General features: G+C 66.5%; 11 protein-coding genes and 4 pseudogenes. 8 read left to right on the top strand and 7 right to left on the bottom strand.

The window, feature by feature from the left end; translation table 11 throughout:
- The first annotated feature begins 296 nt into the window (after positions 1-296).
- The 4 genes and pseudogenes from G205_RS12270 (at position 297) to G205_RS12255 (ending at position 5,852) form a co-directional block, all read left to right on the top strand.
- Positions 297-584, top strand: a complete 288-nt coding sequence (locus G205_RS12270; RefSeq protein ID WP_009358243.1) for an HU family DNA-binding protein — start codon at positions 297-299, stop codon at positions 582-584.
- A gap of 138 nt (positions 585-722) precedes the next feature.
- A pseudogene (locus G205_RS12265) lies at positions 723-2,875 on the top strand (bifunctional copper resistance protein CopD/cytochrome c oxidase assembly protein).
- Complete coding sequence (locus G205_RS12260) at positions 2,875-4,896, top strand: NHL domain-containing thioredoxin family protein (RefSeq protein ID WP_009358242.1); 2,022 nt, start codon at positions 2,875-2,877, stop codon at positions 4,894-4,896. Before G205_RS12265 ends, G205_RS12260 begins: the two are co-directional and overlap by 1 nt.
- A 350-nt stretch (positions 4,897-5,246) precedes the next feature.
- Positions 5,247-5,852 (top strand): endonuclease domain-containing protein, encoded by a 606-nt coding sequence (locus G205_RS12255; protein WP_235046904.1) that lies wholly within the window; start codon positions 5,247-5,249, stop codon positions 5,850-5,852.
- Here the strand turns inward: G205_RS12255 and G205_RS12250 are convergent.
- Together G205_RS12250 and G205_RS12245 are read right to left on the bottom strand one after the other, a co-directional pair.
- On the bottom strand, positions 5,830-6,822 hold the full coding sequence (locus tag G205_RS12250; protein ID WP_200859161.1) for a hypothetical protein: 993 nt from the start codon (positions 6,820-6,822) through the stop codon (positions 5,830-5,832). The genes G205_RS12255 and G205_RS12250 overlap by 23 nt on opposite strands.
- 138 nt (positions 6,823-6,960) lie before the next feature.
- Positions 6,961-8,640, bottom strand: coding sequence for a helicase HerA-like domain-containing protein (locus tag G205_RS12245; RefSeq protein WP_009358239.1), 1,680 nt, complete (start codon positions 8,638-8,640; stop codon positions 6,961-6,963).
- Between the two features lie 249 nt (positions 8,641-8,889).
- Here G205_RS12245 and G205_RS12240 point away from each other — a divergent pair, with 249 nt between their 5' ends.
- On the top strand, positions 8,890-10,365 hold the full coding sequence (locus G205_RS12240) for an HNH endonuclease signature motif containing protein (RefSeq protein WP_009358238.1): 1,476 nt from the start codon (positions 8,890-8,892) through the stop codon (positions 10,363-10,365).
- 3 nt (positions 10,366-10,368) lie between these two features.
- On the opposite strand, the gene G205_RS12235 is transcribed toward G205_RS12240, so the two are convergent.
- Complete coding sequence (locus G205_RS12235) at positions 10,369-10,803, bottom strand: hypothetical protein (protein ID WP_009358237.1); 435 nt, start codon at positions 10,801-10,803, stop codon at positions 10,369-10,371.
- A gap of 89 nt (positions 10,804-10,892) precedes the next feature.
- Positions 10,893-11,125, bottom strand: a pseudogene (locus tag G205_RS24060) (ABC transporter substrate-binding protein); the annotation flags it as partial.
- 422 nt (positions 11,126-11,547) lie between these two features.
- Here G205_RS24060 and G205_RS12230 point away from each other — a divergent pair.
- Positions 11,548-13,884: a coiled-coil domain-containing protein gene (locus tag G205_RS12230; protein WP_009358236.1), complete on the top strand. Its 2,337-nt coding sequence runs from the start codon at positions 11,548-11,550 to the stop codon at positions 13,882-13,884.
- An 84-nt stretch (positions 13,885-13,968) separates the two neighbouring features.
- Here G205_RS12230 and G205_RS12225 read toward each other — a convergent pair whose 3' ends face one another.
- Entirely contained in the window at positions 13,969-14,667 is a 699-nt protein-coding gene (locus tag G205_RS12225; protein ID WP_009358235.1) for a type 1 glutamine amidotransferase domain-containing protein, read from the bottom strand.
- A 171-nt stretch (positions 14,668-14,838) separates the two neighbouring features.
- Here G205_RS12225 and G205_RS12220 point away from each other — a divergent pair, with 171 nt between their 5' ends.
- Together G205_RS12220 and G205_RS12215 are read left to right on the top strand one after the other, a co-directional pair.
- A complete protein-coding gene (locus G205_RS12220; RefSeq protein WP_009358234.1) occupies positions 14,839-15,828 on the top strand; it encodes an LLM class flavin-dependent oxidoreductase in 990 nt (329 codons plus the stop codon).
- 196 nt (positions 15,829-16,024) lie between these two features.
- Positions 16,025-18,654 (top strand): annotated as a pseudogene (locus G205_RS12215) (trehalase-like domain-containing protein).
- A gap of 15 nt (positions 18,655-18,669) precedes the next feature.
- Here G205_RS12215 and G205_RS12210 read toward each other — a convergent pair.
- Together G205_RS12210 and G205_RS12205 are read right to left on the bottom strand one after the other, a co-directional pair.
- Positions 18,670-19,798: pseudogene (locus G205_RS12210) on the bottom strand (FAD-dependent oxidoreductase).
- A gap of 13 nt (positions 19,799-19,811) precedes the next feature.
- A complete protein-coding gene (locus G205_RS12205; protein ID WP_035752904.1) occupies positions 19,812-20,738 on the bottom strand; it encodes an AEC family transporter in 927 nt (308 codons plus the stop codon).
- Positions 20,739-20,766: the final 28 nt, after the last annotated feature.

The following is a 20,766-nucleotide window of genomic DNA, read 5'->3' as shown; positions in this document are numbered from 1 at the left end:
ACCACCAAACCCCCGGCGAGTAGGTTTTGAAACCCGCCACAAATGAGAGAGCATCCCGCCAGGCCTTGCAGGAGGTGAGAGAGCGTGCCCGAAGGGGTACGGGGCGTGGAATTTGATGGAGGATCGGCCGCCTGAAGGCCCGCAAACCCCCCAAAATCCGGTGATTAACCTCAAAAAGTCGCGGAAACACGCGGAATTTGCCGCCCTCGACCGTCCAAGCTGGTAAGTTTTCGAACAGTGGCTTGTGCGCATGCCGCGTATAGGCTCCAGAATCATGATCGTCCAGGAGGACATAAATGGCTAAGAACCGTAGTGAACTTGTTGCAGAGGTAGCGGGCAAGGCCGGCACCAGCCAGGCAGCCGTCAACTCCGTCCTCGACGCACTGTTCGAGGTTTTCGAGACTTCCGTCGCCGCGGGCGAGAAGATCACCATCCCGGGCTGGCTCGCCGTCGAGCGTACCGACCGTGCAGCACGCACCGGCCGCAACCCGCAGACGGGTGAGACCATCCAGATCGCAGCAGGCCACAGCGTCAAGCTGACCGCCGGCTCCAAGCTGAAGGCTGCGGTCTCCAACAAGAAGTAAGCAACTTCTTCCCGGTCCGCCATCCTAGCGGCGGACCGGACAGAAAAGGGCGGCAACCATCCGGTTGCCGCCCTTTTGCATGGGCCCTGCCCCTTGATCAGCAGATTCGCGGCCCGGGCAGGCGTAGCGGACAATGGAGTGGTGTCTTCTGCCGCAAAATCCCAATCCACCACACCCCTGCCCGCCGGCAAAGGCGGACGGGGGCCGGGCGGTGATGCCCTGGGTGTCTCCCTGCCCTGGCAGCTCGCGGGACTGGCAACCCTGTTCCTCGGCCTGACAGTGGCCCTGATCTTTTCAGGTGCGGCCGCCACCCGGGGCGTTGCTGATCCGGGTGCCTTGGTGCGATGGGGACTCCCCGTCAGCAAGGCCCTCCACAACATTTCACTGGCCACGGTCATCGGCGGCCTGGTCTTCGCCGTCGGCATCCTGCCCAGGAGCCTGGCCCCCCGCAGCAGGGACAGGGCCGAGGGGAGTGAAGGTCCGGAACACCCCGCCTTCAGCAGGGCCCTGGCGGCAGCGGCGGCCGCCGGCGCAGCCTGGACCCTCTCGGCCATCGCAGTCCTGGTCCTCACCTACGCGGACGTGGCCGGCCAAGGCCTGTCAGGTGACGCCGAGTTCACCCAGGCCCTCGTGTACTTCATGACCGACATCGAAACCGGCCGTGCCTGGCTGGCCGTCACCATCATCGCTGCCGTGGTGACCACAGCGCTGTTCGGCGTCAGGTCGCTTGGGGGCTTGGCGCTCACGCTCATGCTGGCACTGATAGGCTCGTGCCCACAGCCCTGATCGGACACTCCTCCAGCTCATCCGACCACGAGGGCGCCATCAACTCCCTGGGCCTGCACCTGGTGGGCGTCAGCACCTGGGTGGGCGGCATCATCATGCTGGCCCTGCTCTCCGGCATCCTGACCGGTGCCAAGGCAGGGGCTGCGGGCGACATCACCGAGGCCACGCTCAAGAGGTTCTCCAGCCTCGCCGGGTTCGCGTTCGTGCTGGTCCTCGCCTCCGGCGTCATCAACGCGAGCATCCGCATCACCAGCTGGGCCGACCTCTTTGGCTCCGCGTACGGCCAGCTGATCCTGGCCAAGACCGCCGCCACGCTGGTGCTGGGCGGAATCGGCTTTATGCACCGCCAGTGGGTCATCCCGCAGCTGGGCCGCCAAGGCAACACGATGTCGTCGCGCCGGGTGCTCTGGCAGCTGATCCTCGCGGAGCTCCTGGTAATGGCCGGAACGTCCGGCATCGCCGTCGCACTGGGCCGTTCAGCCCCGCCGCAGCCCACCACTTACGCGCCGGACGCCTCGCCCGCTTTCATCCTCACCGGCTACGAACTTCCCCCGGAGCTGACCGCGGAACGGTGGCTGACGGAATGGCGCCTGGACTGGCTGTGGATCGCGTTCGCGCTGTTTGGCCTGGTGTCCTACTTCCTGGGCGTTGCCAAAATCCGCCGCCGCGGCGACTCCTGGCAGTGGTTCCGGTCCATCAACTGGGTCATCGGCCTGCTGGTGCTGACCTACATCACCTCCGGGCCGCCGTCGGTCTACGGCCGCATACTGTTCTCCGCACACATGGTGGACCACATGGCACTGACCATGGTTGCCCCCATCTTCCTGGTGCTGGGCGCCCCGGTCACGCTTGCGCTGCGCGCCCTGCAGCCCCGCGGTGACGGCTCGCGCGGGCCACGCGAGTGGATCCTGGTCTTCGTGCACTCGAAGTTCTCGCAGGTAGTGACGCACCCGCTCTTCGCGGCGGCCAACTTCGCCGGCTCGATCGTCCTGTTCTACTACTCGGACCTGTTCGGCTTCGCCATGCGTGAGCACGTGGGCCATGAGCTGATGATCGTGCACTTCCTGCTGACCGGCTACATCTTCATCCTGACCATGATCGGCACTGACCCGCTGCCCCGCCGCGCGCCCTATCCGCTGCGGCTGCTCCTCCTGCTGGCGACCATGGGCTTCCACGCCTTCTTCGGCGTCGCCATCATGGGCGGGGACAACCTCCTGGCCGCCGACTACTTCGGCAACCTGGGCCGGGCGTGGGGAGACTCCGCGCTGGTGGACCAGCAGAAGGGCGGCGCAGTGGCCTGGGGCATCGGCGAAGTGCCCACCCTCCTGGTGGCGATCGGCGTCGCCATCATGTGGTCCCGTTCCGACGCACGGGAAACCAAGCGGGTGGACCGGGCCGCGGACAGGAATAACGACGCCGATCTCACCGCTTACAACGATATGTTTGCCAAATTGGCCGAACGCGACGCCAAGCTGGCTGAACGCAACAAGCTGGAAGGACGCTGATGAGCGAAACCGTACGCACCCACGCCCGGGTCCGCGCCTCTGAACTGGTGGGCCGCAACTGGTTGAACACCGGCGGCAAGACCCTGGACCTTGAGGCCCTCCGCGGCAAGATCGTGCTGCTCGACTTCTGGACGTTCTGCTGCATCAACTGCCTCCATGTCCTGGACGAGCTGCGTCCCCTGGAGGAGGAGTACTCGGACGTCCTGGTGACCGTCGGCGTCCACTCACCCAAGTTCGAGCACGAGGCCGACCCGGTGGCCCTGGCCGCCGCCGTGGAACGCTACGAGATCCACCACCCGGTCCTCGACGATCCGGAGCTGGACACCTGGAAGGCCTACACCGCCCGCGCCTGGCCCACCCTGGTGGTCATCGACCCCGAAGGCTACATCGTTGCGCACCTGTCGGGCGAGGGCCACGCGGACGGCCTGGCAGTGCTGATCCCCGAGCTCATCGCCGAACACGAGGCCAAGGGCACCCTCCACCGCGGTTCCGGCCCCTATGTGGCGCCCGAACCGACGTCGGGCACCCTGCGGTTCCCCGGCAAGGCGCTCTTCCTGCCCGCCGGCCGCGGCTCGGGCGCAGATGAAGCGTCCGACGGCGGCCCCGCAGCAGGTGCCGCAGTGAAGGATGCTGCGGAGAAGGGTTCCTGGCTGGTCACCGATACCGGGCACCACCGGGTGGTGGAACTAGGCACCGACTTCACGACGGTCCTGGCCACCTTCGGTTCCGGCACCAAGGGCTATGCGGACGGCCCGGCGGCCGGCGATACCGCAACGGCGCAGTTCAACGAACCCCAGGGCCTGGTCCTGCTGCCGGAGGATGTGGCAGCCAAGGTCGGCTACGACGTCGTAATTGCAGACTCCGTCAACCACCGCCTGCGCGGACTGTCCCTCACGGACGGCAAGGCCTCCACGCTCGCCGGCAACGGTGTCCAGCGCCTGCTGGAGACGGGCCCCGCACGCGTGGACGAGGACGCCGCCGGATTCACCGGCCGGCTGAGCGGGCACCCCCTCGAGGTGTCGCTGAGCTCGCCGTGGGACCTGGTCTGGTCGCGCAAGCTCAACGCCGTGGTGATCGCCATGGCCGGCACCCACCAGATCTTCAGCTTCGACCCCGTCTCCGGCGAAGTGGACATCATCGCCGGCAACGGCCTGGAGGGCCTCCTGGACGGCCCCGCCCACGAAGCCTGGTTCGCGCAGCCCTCCGGCCTGGCCGAGGACGGCGACGGCAACATCTGGGTGGCCGATTCCGAGACGTCGGCGCTCCGGAAGCTCGTGATCGACGATGCCGGCAGCATCACCGTGGAGTCTGCGTTGGGCAAGGGCCTGTTCGATTTCGGCTTCCGCGACGGTCCTGCCGTTGAAGCGCGCCTGCAGCACCCGCTGGGCGTGACAGTCCTCCCCGACGGCTCCGTGGCGATTGCGGACACCTACAACGGCGCCGTGCGCCGCTACGACCCCTCGGCGGGAACCGTCTCAACCCTGGCGCGGGGACTCCTGGAACCCTCAGACGTCATCGTGGACCACACCCATTCGGCCGGTTCCGAGCCGCTGCTGGTAGTAGTGGAGGCCAACCAGCACCAGCTGGTGTACGTCCCCATCCCCAAGGAAGCGCAGCAGGTGGACGAGGGCGCGTCCCAGACGCACCGGCCCAAGAGCCCTGTGGCGCCCGGCCCGCTGGAGCTCACTGTCCGGTTCACCGCCCCCACCGGGCAGAAACTGGACGACCGCTGGGGCGACCCCACGCAGCTCAAGATCTCTTCCACCCCGCCGGAGCTCCTGGTGTCCGGCGGCGGAACCTCCGTGGGGCTGCTCCGCACCGTGGAGCTCTCGTCCGGGATTCCGGAGGGCGTGCTGCACATTACCGCCCGCGCTGCCGCTTGTGACGGCCCGGAGACCGAGGACGGCGAGATCCCGGACCACGCCGCCTGCCACCTGTACCAGCAGGACTGGGGCATCCCCGTGGTCCTGCAGGCCGACGGCGACACCGAGCTCGTCCTGGACCTCCGCGGCATGGACTGACGCCCCGCCGTCGTAATGCTAAAGGCTGCCTGCTGTGTCTCTTGATGTCACGGCAGGCAGCCTTTTGCGGCCGTACCCCCGCAAGAACCGCGACTGCGCGCGGCCTGCCGTGCGCAGTGGAGCCAAAAGCGTGCCTGACGTGACGTTGATGGATACCTCCAGTTCTTCACATAGGGCCGACTCCGGGTGCTGCACCCCCACTGGCAAGACGGGCTGTACGTAGAGGCATCCTGCAACCGGACCGGGGACTTTACGCCCTCCCGACGGCGTCCCCGGACCTGGTTGCCGTACTGCGGAACCGGGAATTGCTGACCTGTTCCAGCGCCGCGCCGTACTACAACCTCTGGTGCGTGAAGCCTCCGGTTCTTCGGCACGTCTACCACCAGCGGCAGGCAGCAGTGGGTGACCCTGCCGTCCACCACGCAGGGCTGCTGCTGCCACCTTCCAGGCTTCGTCCGGTCGCTGCGCTCGCCGATGTGCTGGTCCACGCTCTGCGGTGTCTGCCCTTCCCGGAGTCGCTGGTCATGGTGGAGTGCGCGGTATCGAGGGGAGACATGACCGTCGGCTTCCTGCGCCATCGGCTGCCCGGGAAACGGAACGGGAAAGCAAGGGCGGTGCTGGACTGGGTGGACCGGGGATCCGACTCACTCCTCGAAACACTGGCGCGCACATATTTTCGGCAGGCAGGCATCTCTGTGCAGACGCAGTTCTACCTGGCGCGGGTGGGCTACGTCGACCTGTTGCTGGACGGCTGGCTGGTGGTGGAGCTTGATGGCCGGCACCATGCCGAGTGGAACCAGGTCCAGAAGGATCACCGGCGGAACAACGAGTCCGTGGTCCAGGGCTACACGGCCCTTCGGTACTACTACTCCGACGTTGTATACCACCCGGATGCCATGGTGGCCCAAGTGCTGGCGGTGCTTGCGAGGCGAGCTAGAAGCTCAGCATCGGGGTGACTTTGACCGCGTCGCCGGAGACGTCCAGGCGGGTGGTAAAGCTGAAGTCCACCTCTGCCTCGAGGGGGTACCAGATGCCGGTGAAGGAGTTCTGCTGGAGCGCTTCCACCTTGGCCTTGCCGTCCAGAGGAGCCACCACCCAGCGTCCGTCGAACGGCTCGATGGAGACGTTGGGATACTCCGTGACGGTCCACTTGATGCTGCCGTCCTGCACCCGGTTGTTGCTGGCGTAATAGAACGGGCAGTCCGGCTGCAGCTTCTGCTCCTTGCCCGCTTCCGCAGCACAGCCGTCCAGGAACTCCTTGACCTTGTCCGCCACGTCTTCCTTCAGCCTGCCCGTTGCCTGCGTCAGCAGGTTGAGCGGTGCCACGGGAACATCGCGGGCCGTCACGGTGGCCCGGGTGGCGGGGGCGGAGAAGTACTGGCCGTTCAGGGCGGCCTCGTACTCGCCGGGGTAGAACACGGCGAACGAGTTCCGGCCGTTGGGCATGTTCACCGGGACGCCGTTGACGTTGGCCTGGTTGCCGTTGACTACGGTGATGTCCAGCGTGGGCAGCCGGGAGGGGACGAATGCCCAGGTGTTGAAGAAGATCCACTCCGTGCCGGTTTTCTCCAGCAGGAATTCGGTGCTGAGGCGGCTGCCGTCAATCGTGTATTCCATCGGCACCACCACCTGGTCGCCCGGGCGGTCCTGCGGGTCGCCGATCTCCACGTTGGTGAGGCGGGACGCCGCGGTCTGCAGCCCGGTCCCGTCCAGCATTGCGGCGTTGCTGGGCGGCACGGTGGCGCGCAGCAGCCCCAGCGCCCTGCCGCCGTCGCCGTCCTGCAGGGCGTCCAGATATTCGCGGACCGGCTGCTGCGGGCTCGCCACGGTGTTGTTCACCAGGTTCACTGCAACGACGGCTCCGGCCACGGCAAGCATGAGGCCGAGCAGCCATCCGGCCGCTATCCTCACCAACGCTTGACTCATCTGCACGTTCCTTACAGTAACGTTAGTGCGATCGCACACTAAAGTTGGTGTCTCCCCTACCCGGGGCAGAAACGTGGGGAAAACGTCCGACGGCGGCGTACGGCGCAGCCGGTCAGGGCGCCGTAGACAGCGCTTTGGTCAGCGGCGGCGGCGCCGGGACGACGTGCCAAACACGCCGCGCAACAATTCACGGCCCAGCTGGGTACCGACGGACCTGGCCATGCTCTTCAGGCCGCCGCCGAGTGCGCCGCCAAGGACCGCGCCGAGGTCGTCCATCATCCCGCCACCGGGCTGGGGCTGTGACTGCCTGCGGGGAGCCTCAACAGGTGTCTCGTCACGGCGCGACGCGGGTTTGCTGCTTGTCCTGCTGCTCGGCCTGCCCAGGATTTCCTCCTCGATGCGGCGGGCCTCCTCATCCACGTCCAGCGGGCCCGGAACTTCCGCTGCCGGACCCGTGGGTGCGGCGGTCTTGCCGGCCAGCTTCTCGTAGGCGGACGGGTTGTCCACCGCGGTTCCGTATTTGGGCAGGAGTGCCGAGCCGGCCACGGTGCTCCGGACCAGGGCTTCCTCGCTGGGACCCATCACGGATTCCGGCGCACGCAGGCGGGTATGTGCCACCGGCGTAGGGGCGCCTTTGTCATTCATGACGGTGATGACCGCTTCGCCGATGCCGGCTGATGTCAGGGTCTTCTCAAGGTCGTAGTCGCTGACCGGGAACGTGGACACGGTGGCCTTCAGGGCCTTGGCGTCCTCCGGGGTAAAAGCCCGTAAGGCGTGCTGCACCCGGTTGGCCAGCTGGCCCAAAACGTCGGCGGGAACATCCTTGGGGGTCTGGGTGACGAAGAAGATGCCCACGCCCTTGGACCGGATGAGCCGGACGGTGGTGGTGATCGCCTCGAGGAAGGCTTTGGACGCCCCGTTGAACAGCAGGTGCGCCTCGTCCAGGAAGAACACGAGCTTTGGCTTGTCCAGGTCGCCGGCCTCCGGCAGGTCCTCAAAGAGATCGGCCAGCAGCCACATCAGGAACGTGGAGAACAGCATGGGCTTGGTCTGCAGGGTGGGCAGCTCCAGACAGGTGATCACGCCCCGGCCGTCGGGGGCGGTGCGCAGCAGCTCGGCGGTATCGAACTCCGGTTCGCCGAAGAACTTCTCCAGCCCTTGTGCTTCCAGGTTGACGAGTTCCCGCAGGATCACGCCGGCAGTGGCTTTGGAGAGCCCGCCGAGTTCCTCCAGCTGGTCCTTGCCCTCGGCGGAGGTCAGGAACTGGATGACGGCCCGCAGGTCCTTGAGGTCGACCAGTTCCAGGCCGTTCTTGTCCGCAAAGTAGAACACCAGCTGCAGGCTGGACTCCTGCGTGTCGTTCAATTCCATGATGCGCGAGAGCAGGATGGGGCCGAAGGACGAGACTGTGGCGCGGACCGGGACGCCGTTGCCGTCGCCGCCGAGCGCCAGGAATTCGACAGGGAACGTCCGGCCCTGCCAGGGCTGGCCGATGCTTTCGGTGCGGACGCTGAGCTTTTCGCTGCCTGTTGCCGCCGTGGCCAGCCCGGAAAGGTCGCCCTTGATATCCGCCAGGAAAACGGGGACGCCGGCCGTGGACAGCTGCTCGGCCATCATGTGCAGCGTGACGGTCTTGCCGGTGCCGGTCGCCCCTGCAACCAGCCCGTGCCGGTTCATCATGGCCAGCGGCAGCCGCACCGGAGCATCCTTGTGCAGCTCGCCGTCGATGATGGCAGCCCCCAGTTCGATGGTGGCGCCTTCCAGGGCGTAGCCCTTCTGGATGGTGGCAAGCTTCTCTGCTGTGGTTTTCCTGGCCATGGCGCAAGCTTAGCGGCGGCCAGTGCCGGAGCCGCTGTACCGGCGAGGTCAGTCCTGGCCTGGCGCAGCAGTGTCCTTGCCCGTACGGCCTGGGTGGATGCGACCGTCGTCGACCCTGACGGGGGAAGATCAGGCTGCACTCACGGTGTGGGAGCAGGTTCTGTAGGTCCCTCCGAAATTGTCAGACCCCCTTCCTAAGCTGTAGTCAGCGGAAAAGGACACCAAGGACATTAAGGGGAAGGGGCGCACGTGCAGACGGAACTGGCAGCTGACGACGTCTGGTTTCCTGCTGTCCGGTTTGCGGACGGCGGGCCGCTTCTCGGCGGTGAAGTCAGCTATCCGCTGCCCTCCTTCCTGACTGCTGATGAAGCTCTTGGGTTGGCACAGTCAGCCGACCGGCTTATTGCCTGGGCCACTGCCATGAAGATGCGGGCCGTTGCCCGGGTCGAAGAAGCGGTTGCTGAGGAGATGCCGCCCCGCGATGGCAGCCAGCCCATGCGTTTTGGCGGAGAAGAGGCCCACGCCCTCGCGGTTACGGAGGTGGCAACAGCCTGTGCTGTTTCGGAAGGATCAGCAGCCCAGTCCGTGAATGACGCTGTGGAGCTCACCACGTGTCAATGGGAGGTCCTCGAAGCGGTTGAGGAAGGAAAAATCTCCCCCGCGCATGCACGAGTCATCCTCGAACAGGCGCGCTCTTTGCCCGCAGCCCACCATGGCGAATTCTCGCGGATAGCCCTGCTGCGCACGCGGACGCGCCAGGGCCGGCTCCGCACCGCCGTCGAACTGCGGACCAGCCTGCGTCGGCTGCGCGAGCGGCTCCATCCCGAAAGCCTCTCGTCCCGGAAGGCATCGGCCCGGCGTGAACGGGGTGTATGGTTCACGCCTGAGCGGGACGGCATGTGCACTATTACCGCCTATCTGCCGGCAGAGGCCGGCCTCCCCATTTTCAACGGGCTTGACCGCGACGCCCGGCTGGCCAGCGCCCGGGCTGCGGAAGCGGACACGTATCAAGTGCCGGGTACTGCCGCCGCTCCCGGAAGCCGCACACCACCACGAACCTTGCCGGAGTACCGTGCAGATGCACTGGCCTACCGGCTTCTGGGCGGATCCAGTGAGGGAATCGGGCCCTTCCGCCCCGAAGTCGTGGTAACCATCCCGGTAGGACAGGTTCTCGCCGGCGTACCTGCTGCGGCGCCCTTCGCACACGAGGCCGGCGCGACCGGGCTGCGCACCGCTGAGCTCCAGGGGTACGGACCCATTGATGCGGACACGGCACTCAGGTTGGCGGCCTTGGCTCCTAACTGGCACCGTCTTTTTACCGACTTCAGCACGGGCCAGGCCCTGGGAGTTGGCCGAACGGCTTACCGTCCGCCCCAGGCCTTGCTCCGATACCTGCACAGCCGGGACGGCACGTGCCGGTTTCCGGGTTGTGCCCGCCCGGCGCGAGGATGCGAAGTGGACCACACCATCGAATGGCAGGACGGTGGGCACACCGAGCCGGGGAACCTGGCACTGCTGTGCCGAAGGCACCATGCCCTCAAGTCCATCGGTGCCTGGAGCTATGAGCATTTGTCCCATGGCGGCGATCTTCGATGGCGCTCTGCGCTGGGCAGGACCTACAGCACCGGTGCCGCAGACGCCGGCGCAGTGGACAGGGATGCGGGCCGCGCCGAAACCGCTGAACCGGCCTCAGCCGCAAAGCCTCCGGTACCTCCGCCATTCTAGAAATCACATCGTGTTGCATGTGAAGCGATCAGTCGAGGCCTGATCAGTCGTAGGAAGGCCGGTGCCATTCCTGGTCGGCGGGCATCCGGCCGATACTCCAGGCGGAGACTTTCCGAAGATCGACCTCGTTGCCTGCAGGCAAACCTTCCGGCCGCCTGTAACAAGCACAGGGCCGAGAAAGTGAAGGTACGGATCCTGGCTCAGCTTACGTTCGTCCGATGCCGGCGCCCCAGACTCAAGAGCGTCCGCCACTTCCGGGCTTCCGGCCCGGACCTGGTCGTTCTGCCGTCGCTCCCAGGCCTGCTCGGAGACGGCCGATCCCGAGATGATGGTGCCGTCAACGACCACCGTCAGCTCGATAGTGGCGTTCGGGTCACGCCGAACGGTCGCGGCCAGCAGCTGCGCCAGGCGGCTGTCAGTGGTATCCGTCTCCGCCATCGCCTGTCCCTTCTCCGCCGAAACTGGATCAGCTCCTCTAACAGCTTATGTTCCGGTTTCCTTCGTCGTCAGGCTGCCTACTTCTTGGGCCTGTTCTCCTCGTACCAGCGCACCAGGATTGCTTCCTGGTAGGTGCCCGAGCCCACGACGTTGCGCTTGCCCGCCACGTTCTTAGCTTCCTTGATCTCACCGATATCGGACCCGCTCTACGCATAGAAGCTCAGGAGGTCGTTGCGGTAGGTCGCGAAGCCGAACTTTTCCCTACGGGCCTCGGTCACGGTCACGTTGCAAGTACGGCCTCGTACTTGCCGGACTCGGTGCCGTCGCCGCCGTCGCGCCCGGGTCTGCGCAGGCTGCCAGTCCCAGCAGCGCTGCTGCTGTCAGAGCCGCGACAGCGGTGGGCTTGGCCTTAATGGTCATGATTTTCCCCTGGAAAGTCGGTAGGTGATGCAACGAAACGGATGCGTTGGAGCAACTATCCGGCAGCCCCGGAAGGTGAATCAAAGGCCGCCGCAATGCGGGGATGCAGGAAGTAACCGCGGTTAACCGGGAGACCGGCGCGGTCATATTCCGTGCCCTGGCTGGGCCTTGACCAAGTAGTCGCGCGGCCCGGCCGCTTCGGAAAACGAGTACTTGAAGGTCAAAGTCAGGTGGCCAATTACGCGTGTTCTCCGGTGGGGCTGGAACTTACCTTTAGTGCAGGCAGCGGCCAACGTGGGCCGCCCGATGGTCTCAGGAGCTCGCATGCGCACTTCCCCCAGCAAATCTGTCCTCTCCCGCCGTCTTGCTGCAGCAGTTGTCTTGCCGGGTCTACTCACCAGCGGCCTGGTTTTGGTCCAGCCGGCCTTTGCTGCAGGAACCACGTCAAATACCAGCATCTGCAACGGCGTTGTTAACCAATTCGCCCACCGCGGGACGGTCCAGGAGAACCTGCTGAAGGCAGCGGCAAAGAAGAACGCGGATGTCATCGCCAAATTGGAGGCTGAGAAGGCGCAACTCACGGCCCAGGAAGCCGAGCTGGCGGCTGGCATTGACGCTGCTGACAAGGCGCTGGCTGAGCTTGCAGCCGAGGAGCAGCAACTCACTGATGCCGAGGCTGAAGCAAAACAGGAACTGGAACGGTTGCTTGCCGAGCAAGCCGACACAGCGGCGCAGGTTACGGAAGCCGAAGCTGCCCTCGCTGGTCTTCAGAGTGAGCGGGCTGGCGTTGTCAGCGAGCTTTCGCCGCTCCAAGCAGAGCTGGCAGCAGCCGAGGCTTCAGTCAAAGGCCTGGAAGCCGAGTTAGCCAAAATCGTTACAGAACAGGCCGCCAACAGCGAGGAGCTCACCGCGGCTCGGGCCGAGCTCGAAAGACTGCAGAAAGCTGCGGCTGATGCCGTCAGTGCCGTGACCGCCAAGGAAACCCAGATCCAGCAGGCCGAGGGTGAACTGGCTGCGCTTTCCACGGCGGTGGCAGAGGCGTCAGCCGCTGTCTACGCGGCGCAGCTGGAAGTCACCAAGGCCCAGGAGGATCTGGAGGTCCTCGAAGCGGACAGCGCTACCGCAAGTGAGACGCTGAACGCTGCGAGGGAGCGGTTGGCGGAGGAGGAGCAGACGCTGGCCGACCTCGCCGCAACGGCGACAGCCGCAGATGCAGCAGTTGATGATAAAGAGGCACAGATAACCGAGGCCGAGGGTCAACTGGCGTCCCTCCAGTTGACGGCTACCCATGCGACGGATGCCCTCCGCGCTCAAAACGACGCCATAGCAGCGGCTGAGGCTGAGCTGGCAACCCTGCAAGACACTGCCGCGGAAGCCGCGAAAGCAGTGGAGGACAATACGGCCGGGATCAGCACCCTCAGCGCGGAGATCGCTACCCTTCAGGGTCAGATCACCACGCTGAGTGCAAGCGTCACGGCAAAGCAGGCTGAACTGACCACGGCCCAGAACGAGCTTGCAGCGCTTCAGGCCAGGAAGACCACGCTTGACCTGCAAATTGACGATCTCACCAAGCGCATGGCCGCCATCAAGGGCAATAACGATGAGAAGCAGGCTCTGCTTGATCAGCGCAAGGCTAAGCAGGACGAGCTGGCCGTCGTCAACGGCCTCATCTCAGACAAGACCGCACAGATCTCCGGACTGCAGGGCGACCTGACAACTCTGCAGACCCAGGTGAACACCCTTAACACCCAGCTGCTGGCCAAGCAGACGGAGAGCAGCTCACTGCAACAGCAGGCGGCGCCGCTGCAGGCAGCACTCGATGCAGCTAACGCAGGGCTGGCCGCCAAAGAGATCGAGATCGCCAACCTCAAGGGACAGGTTCCGGCCCTGCAGGAAGAAGTTGACCAGGCCAATGCTGCGGTGACGCTCAAGCAGGACGAACTTTCCACCCTTCACGGCCAACTTGTAACGCTCGAGCAAGCGGCCTCCGACGCTGCCGCCGCCGTCGCGGCCCAGCAAAAGGTGGTCGCCGACCTGGAAGCGGAACTTCCAGGGCTGGTGACCGACGCGCAGCAGGCTCAGGAGGCTGCCACCGACCAGAGGGCCCTGCTGGCGGAGAAGGAGGAGGTCCTGGCGAAAGCACAGAGCGAGCTCACCACAGCGGATAACGCCGTTGATGCCAAGAAAGAGGAGCTGTCAGCGTTGCAGGCCGAGCTGGCAGAGCTGCAGGGCCTCTTGGCGGCAGCGAACGGTGCCGTGGCCGCGCAGGAGACGCAGGTCGAATCCCTCAATAAGCTGGCCGAAAGCCTTGCCGCGCAGGTCTCTGACCTCAATGGCCAGATCACCGCCAAGGAAAACGAGATCCTGTCCCTGCAAAGTCGGGTGGCACCGCTCGCGGACCAGCTCAACCAGCTCAACGGGGAGATCAGTGCGGTGGAAGCCAACCTGAAAACTCTGCAGAACCAGTTGACCAGCCTGGACCAGCAGGTGACGGAGGCGCAGACCACGCTGCGGACTCTGGAAGGCCAAAAGAAGGCGAACAAGGATGCAGTTGCTGCCCAAAAGCTGGTCGTCAACTCCCTGACAGCCAAGCTGGGTGACGTCCAGAAGCAGATTGCTGCCGTCGACGGAACGATCGCGCTGGGAGGCTGCGCCGTCTAAGTGGTGGGGAGGCCGGCGCCCAACGACGTGCGCCGAACGGAAGTGGCCCGGTCCTAGGACCGGGCCACTTCCTTGCCTGAAGACCTAGCCCAAAGCCTTGATCACTTCCTTGGCCACGTCCTCGCTGGACTGCGGGTTCTGCCCCGTGATGAGGTTGCCGTCGCGGACCACGTTGGAGCTCCAGGCCGGACCGTTCTCAATCACGGCGCCCTTCTCCTTCAGCGCATCCTCCACCAGCCATGGAGTGTTCTCTCCGGTGCCGCCGCCCAGCTCCTCCTCGTTGCTGAACACCGTGAGGCGGCGGCCCTTGAACGTGAACGCGCCGCCGTCACCCGTCGCACTCAGCAGCCCTGCCGGACCGTGGCAGAACGGCGCGATGATCTTGCCGTCCCTGTCCGCGGCAGCCAGGAGCCTGCCCAGGTCAGGGTCCTTGTACAGGTCCGCCATGGGCCCGTGCCCGCCGGGCATCACCACGGCGTCATAGGCGGTTGGGTCGACGCCGGCCAGCGCCAGCGGCTGCGACAGCTCGCCGTCGATCGACTCGAGGTAGTCCCGGAAGCCTTTCGCGCGCTCCTCGCCGCCGGCGGATTCCGCTGCCAGGCTGACCTGGTCCACGGTGGGTTTGCGGCCACCGGGCGTGGCGATGTGCACGGTGTGCCCCGCGTCGAGCAGGGTCTGGTGCGCCACCACCAGCTCCTCCGCCCAGAAACCGGTGGGGTGTTCGCTGCCGTCCTTCATGGTGAGCGAGTCGGCTGCCGAGACGACCATCAGGATGTTTGCCATGGTGTTTCTCCTGTCTGTTCCACTTGCTTGCTTTAGGGCGGCAACATCATAAGTTTGCTGAGTATTCCGCAAGTCACAGAAATAAGCCGGGGCCCGCCGTCGTTATGCCAAAGGTGCCCGCCGCGACCCGACGGGCAAAACTACGCAACGCTTCGAAAGGCCGGCCCCCACGTGACTCTCCCGCTCTCCATCCTCGACCTGGCAACCATCGGCAAAGGCCAGACGGCGGCGGAGAGTTTCGCAGGCAGCGTGGCCATGGCACAGAGCGCGGAACGGCTGGGATACCGGCGCGTCTGGTACGCCGAGCACCACAACATGTCCTCCATCGCCTCATCGGCCACCAGTGTCCTGATCGCCCACGTAGCCGCCCACACCGAGAGCATCAGGCTCGGTGCCGGCGGCGTCATGCTGCCCAACCATTCGCCGCTGACCATTGCCGAGCAGTTCGGAACCCTCGAAACCCTCCACCCCGGCCGGATCGACCTCGGCCTGGGACGGGCTCCCGGGAGCGACCAGAACACCATGCGGGCCCTGCGCCGGGATCCCATGTCCGCGGACAGCTTCCCCCAGGACGTCCTGGAACTGCAGGGCTACCTCACCGGCCCCACCCGCATCCAGGGCGTGGAAGCCACACCCGGCAAGGGCACCAACGTTCCGCTGTACATCCTGGGCTCCTCCCTGTTCGGTGCGCGGCTGGCGGCACAACTCGGGCTGCCGTACGCCTTCGCGTCACACTTCGCCCCGAACGCGCTGCAGGACGCCGTCGCCATCTACCGGCGGGAGTTCAAGCCGTCGGCCCAGCTGGACGCGCCGCACGTCATCGCAGGCGTGAACGTCATCGCCGCCGACTCCGCATCGGACGCGCAGGCCATGCTGCAGGCCACCAAGCGCGCCAGGGTTTCCCTCTTCTTCGGCGGCGGACGCGAGTTCACCGACGACGAGGCGGACATGATCCTCGACTCGCCCCAGGGCCAGCACCTCTCGCAGATGATGACCTATTCAGCGGTGGGCACGCCCGACGTCGTCCTGGATTACCTGGACAGCTTCGGCCGGCACGCCGACGCCGATGAGCTCATCGTGGCCCACCAGAGCCCCGGCACCGCGGAGCGGCTGCGCTCCGTCGAGCTGCTGGCACAGGCTGCGGGACTGGCCCGGGTCTGATCGGGGGGGGGGGCACCGCGCCGCCGTCGGACTTTTACACATACGCAATGGTGGGGACTTTCGGGTGAAACCGGCCGGGCGGACCATGGGGAGTGCCCCCTCCGGAATCCTTCCAGCTCCGGAGCGGGGCACCACCCGGTAACCTCCGGCCATCCGGCGGCTGCCTTTCCGGGTGTCCTGCCGAAGGGGTGCCACCATGCCGACGCCGTTGAACCAGACCGTGGCCGATACCGCCCTGCTCACCCGGTCCCTGCCGCTGGGGCTGCTCCGGTCCTTTGTGCAGTCAGAGGCCGCCGACGACGGGCTGACCCCCACGCTGCTGGCCGAACTCAAGATCCTGGCCCGGGTGCCTGGCCTTCTGGTGGCCTGCAACTACGGCGGAACCCTGTGCGATGCGGAGGGCATTTCCACCGAGACCCTTCCGCTGGGCAGCGCGGCGATAGCACTGCGCGCGCTGGCGGCGCTGCCCAACACCCACGCCGCCGTCATTTCCGGCCGCTCCCTCCGCGACCTGGCCGCCGTGTCCAGGCTGCCTGCGGAAGTGCACCTCATCGGCTCCCACGGGGCTGAGGCGGACATGGGGTTTGCGCATGCCCAGCCCCTTGCCACGGAAGCCCTCCTGCAAAAAGCCACCACCGCGGTCAACGAGGCAGTGGGATTCCATAAGGGAATCTGGGTGGAGCGGAAACCGGTGGCGGTTTCCATCCACACCCGCCCCGCCACGGCTGACGTGGTGCAGGCCGTCACCGAGACGGCGCGGGAAGTGGCCCGCGCGCACGGGCTGTTCTTCATCGTGGACGGCTCGGTCCTGGATCTGTCCGTGGTGGAGCCGTCCAAGGCCGAGGCGCTGGAGGCGCTGCGGTCCAGGCTGGGAGCGAGCGCCGCCCTGTACGCGGGGGACGCCTACAGCGACGAACTGGCCATCGCCACCCTCCGCGGCCCGGACATGGGAGTGCGGGTCGGGCCGGGGGAGACACGCGCGGCACACCGCCTGCGCGATCCCGAGTCCTTCGCGCGCGTCCTTGCCATCCTGTTCGAGCTTCGGCGGGCGTGGCTCTTCGGCGAGGATGCCGTGGGGCTGGAACGGCATTCCATGATCGGCAACGGATCGTCCACGGCCCTGGTGACCCCGGATGCAAAGATCTGCTGGATGAGCCATCCGCTCCCGGACTCCGGCTCGCTCTTCGCCCACATCCTCGGCGGAGACGCGGCCGGCCACTTTTCGGTGGAGCCGGTCAAGGCTCCCAGGTGCTGGGCCAACGCTACGTGGACAGCACCATGATCGTAGAGACGCGGTGGGCGGACGTGACGGTCACGGACTACCTGGAGCCTGCGCCGGAGGGCATCACCAGCCTGGTCCGGGTGCTGTCCGGAAGCGGTGCCGCCAGGATTGTGTTCGCCCCTCGGCCGGACTATGCCAACGCCCCTTTCAGCATGGAGGCCCGCGGTGATGAACTGCACGTGATGGGCACCTCGGATCCCATCGTCCTTTTCGCGCCGGGCGTGCAGTTTGCCGTCACGTCCGACGGGCGGCACGCCACGGCCACCGCGGTGGTCAACCTGCAGGACGGGCCGGTGGTGCTGAACCTGCGCTGCGGTGACACCGAGCCGCAGCCGGCGGATTCCGACGGCGAGATCGACCGGCGTGCCATCGTTGCCCTTCACTCCCGCAGCTGGGTGCAGGAACTGGACCTGCCGTCCGTCAAACCCTCGCTGGTCCGCCGCTCCGCGCTGGTGCTGCGTGCCCTGGTCCACGAACCCACCGGCGCCGTGCTCGCCGCCCCCACCACCTCACTGCCCGAGGGCATCGGCGGCACCAGGAACTGGGACTACCGCTACTGCTGGCTGCGGGACGGCTCCATGACCGTGAACGCCCTGGTGGACCTCGGCTCCACCCGGGAGGCGGCGGGATTCCTGGACTGGCTGGGGCGGATCCTGGAGCACGCGCCCGGCCCCGAGTGGCTGCATCCGCTGTACTCGGTGACCGGGGCGCCGCTCTCCACGGAAGCCGTGATTGACAGCCTTCCCGGGTATGCGGGGTCCCGGCCGGTGCGGATCGGAAACGCCGCCGACCACCAGGTGCAGCTGGACGTCTTTGGCCCGATCGCCGAACTGATCTCCGCCCTGAGTGAGCGGGACGGGGACCTTGCGGACAGCCACTGGGACCTGATGGTGCAGATGGCCTCGGCTGTGCTGGCGCGTTGGCACGAACCTGACCACGGCATCTGGGAGGCCCGTCGTGCGCCCCGCCACCACGTCTACACCAAGGTCATGTGCTGGGTGACCCTTGACCGTGCCCTGCGCACCGCCGCCCGGCACGGCAGGGTGCCCGTTCCCGAGTGGGAACCCACAGCAACGGCCATCCGGGAGGAAGTCCTCCGGGAAGGCTGGGACGAGTCCGCCTCGTCCTACACGGTGTCCTATGACAGCCCGGACCTGGACGCCGCCGTCCTCCATATCGGCCTGTCCGGGCTGCTGGACGTGGCGGACCAGCGCTTCCTGGACACCGTCACCGCCGTCGAGCGCGAGCTGCGGGTGGGCCCCACGGTGTTCCGTTACAGGTACGACGACGGGCTGCCGGGCCTCGAAGGGGGCTTCCACATTTGCACCACGTGGCTGATTGAGGCCTACGTGGCAGTGGGGCGGATCGAGGAGGCCTGGGACCTCTTCGACCAGCTCGTGAACCTGTTCGGCCCCACCGGCCTGCTGCCCGAAGAGTACGATCCCGGCACCGAGACCCATCTGGGAAACCACCCGCAGGCCTACTCCCACTTGGGCTTTATCCGCTGCGCCCGCCTGCTGGATGCGGTGGGAGGCAGGAAGTAGCAGTGGCCCGACGGGCTACCGGGACGCGCGGAAGATCTCCGGCGCGGGCCGGGTTCCGGTGGCCAGGTCCGCCAGGATCCGCCCGATTACGGGCGTGAACTTGAAGCCGTGCCCGGAGAAGCCGGCGCCGATGACCACGGGGCCGATCCGGTCCAGGATGAAGTCCTCGTCAGGGGTGGTGGTGTAGGTGCAGCTGACCGCCTCGAAGGAATCCGCGTCCACCCCCGGCAGCCAGGTCCGGGCGTAGTCCTGCAGCGCCGCGAGCTGAACCGGTTCCGGCTGGAAGGACCGGCGGTCCGGATCCACCACCGGTCCCGTGCCGTGCCAGCCGGCCTTGACTCCCTCGCCGGGCGTCAGCATACCGTACACGGGGGAGTACCAGCTGGTACTCCGCACCGGTGCCGGGGTAGTGGTTGAAGCCGGGCCACACGGCGCCCTCATCCGCAACCCGGAAGTGCAGCGGCTGTTCCTGGGTGACGGTGAGCCGCGGAATCCGAAGCGCCCCGCCGCCGGCAGCGGCCAGCAGTTTCCCGGTCCACCCGCCTGCAGTTACTACAGCCTGCGCGGCGGTGACCGTCTCGGTGCCGGACGCCGACTCGAGGACCAGCCGGACGCCGTCGTCCATCACCTGGAAGTCGACCACCTTGATGTGGTGCCGGATGTCGGCGCCCCGTGCAACCGCCAGCCGCTGGAAGGCGGGAAGCGCGGCTTCGGGGTTGAGCTGGCCGCCGTCGGGCATGTGCAGGACCTGCTGGTCGAACCGGATCCCGCGCCACCGCTCTGCCGCTTCCTCGAGGGGGAGGAATTCGGCGCGGATGCCCGCCTGCGTGAGGGCGCCGGCAATCCCTGGCAGCAGCGGCTCCGGGCCGTGGGTGACGATGCCGGTGCGTGACAGCAGCTGGTCGCCGCTTTCCTGCTCAAGGTCGTCCCACAGCGCGAGGCTTTCGGCCAGCATCGCCACATACTCGGGCCGGTGGTAGCCGGGGTTGAGGTTCCGGGTGCTGCCGTGCGACGCCCCGATGGCGTGCCCCGGCCCGAACTGCTCCACCAGCGTCACCTGGCGGCCGCGGCGGGACAATGCCCACGCGGCGGCCGAGCCCATGGCCCCGCCTCCGATCACCACGGTGTCGAGGATGCTTCCCATCAGTTTTCTCCCATCATGTGAGCAGCAGCGCGACGCCGATCATCGCAGGCACGGCCACCACGGTGGTAATCAGCACGGTGTCCTTTGCCACCGTAAGTCCCGTCTTGTACCGGCTGGCGGCGACGAAAACGTTCTGGGCGGTGGGCAGCGCGGAGGTGACGACGACGGCGAACAGCGCGTGCCCTTCCATCCCCACGGCGAAGCGGGCAAAGACATAGGCCAGGGCGGGCTGCACGGCCAGCTTAAAACCGCTGGCAAGCAGTGTGTCCGTCCGGCGTTCCGACGATGCCTGGAGCGGCCGGGTCCCGTTGAGGCTCATGCCGAACGCGATCAGCATGGCAGGGATGGCGGCCCCGCCAATCAGGTGGATGGGTTCCATCACCAGTTCCGGGACCTTGAAGCCGGTGCCGGCAACCACCAGGCCGAGCGCGGAGCCCACGATCATCGGGTTCCGCAGGATCATGAAGATGAAGCTCAGGAAAGTGGTGCGGTGCGAACTGGTGCTCGAATCCAGGATCAGCAGGAACAGCGGGGTGAAGAAGGCGAGCTGGAAGATCAGCAGCGGGGCCACATAGCTCGCGTCCCCCAGGACGTAGACGGCGATGGGGATGCCGAGGTTCGCGGAGTTGGCCAGCGAGGCAGCCATGGAGGACATCAGGGATTCCGGCAGTGAACGTTTGAGCCAGAATTTGGCGATGGTGAAGAAGAGTAATGCCGTGGCGATGGCAGCCACCGCCGTGACCAGCAGGGGAGCGGCGAACACTTCCTGCAGGCGGGCCTTGCTCAGCGTTTCGAAGAGCAGCGCGGGGCTGGCCACGAAGAAGGTGAGGGAACTCAGCACCGGCCGGGCGTTGTCCCCCAGCACCTTCTGCCGGCCCACGAACCAGCCCACCAGGATGATGCACCACACCACAAAGAACCCCGCCAGCACGCCTAGCAATGAAGAACCTGCAGGGTGCGGCGGGGCA

It is taken from the genome of Arthrobacter nitrophenolicus, assembly GCF_000332815.1.
GTDB lineage: Bacteria > Actinomycetota > Actinomycetes > Actinomycetales > Micrococcaceae > Arthrobacter > Arthrobacter nitrophenolicus.
This window is presented reverse-complemented; position numbering and strand designations above follow the sequence as displayed.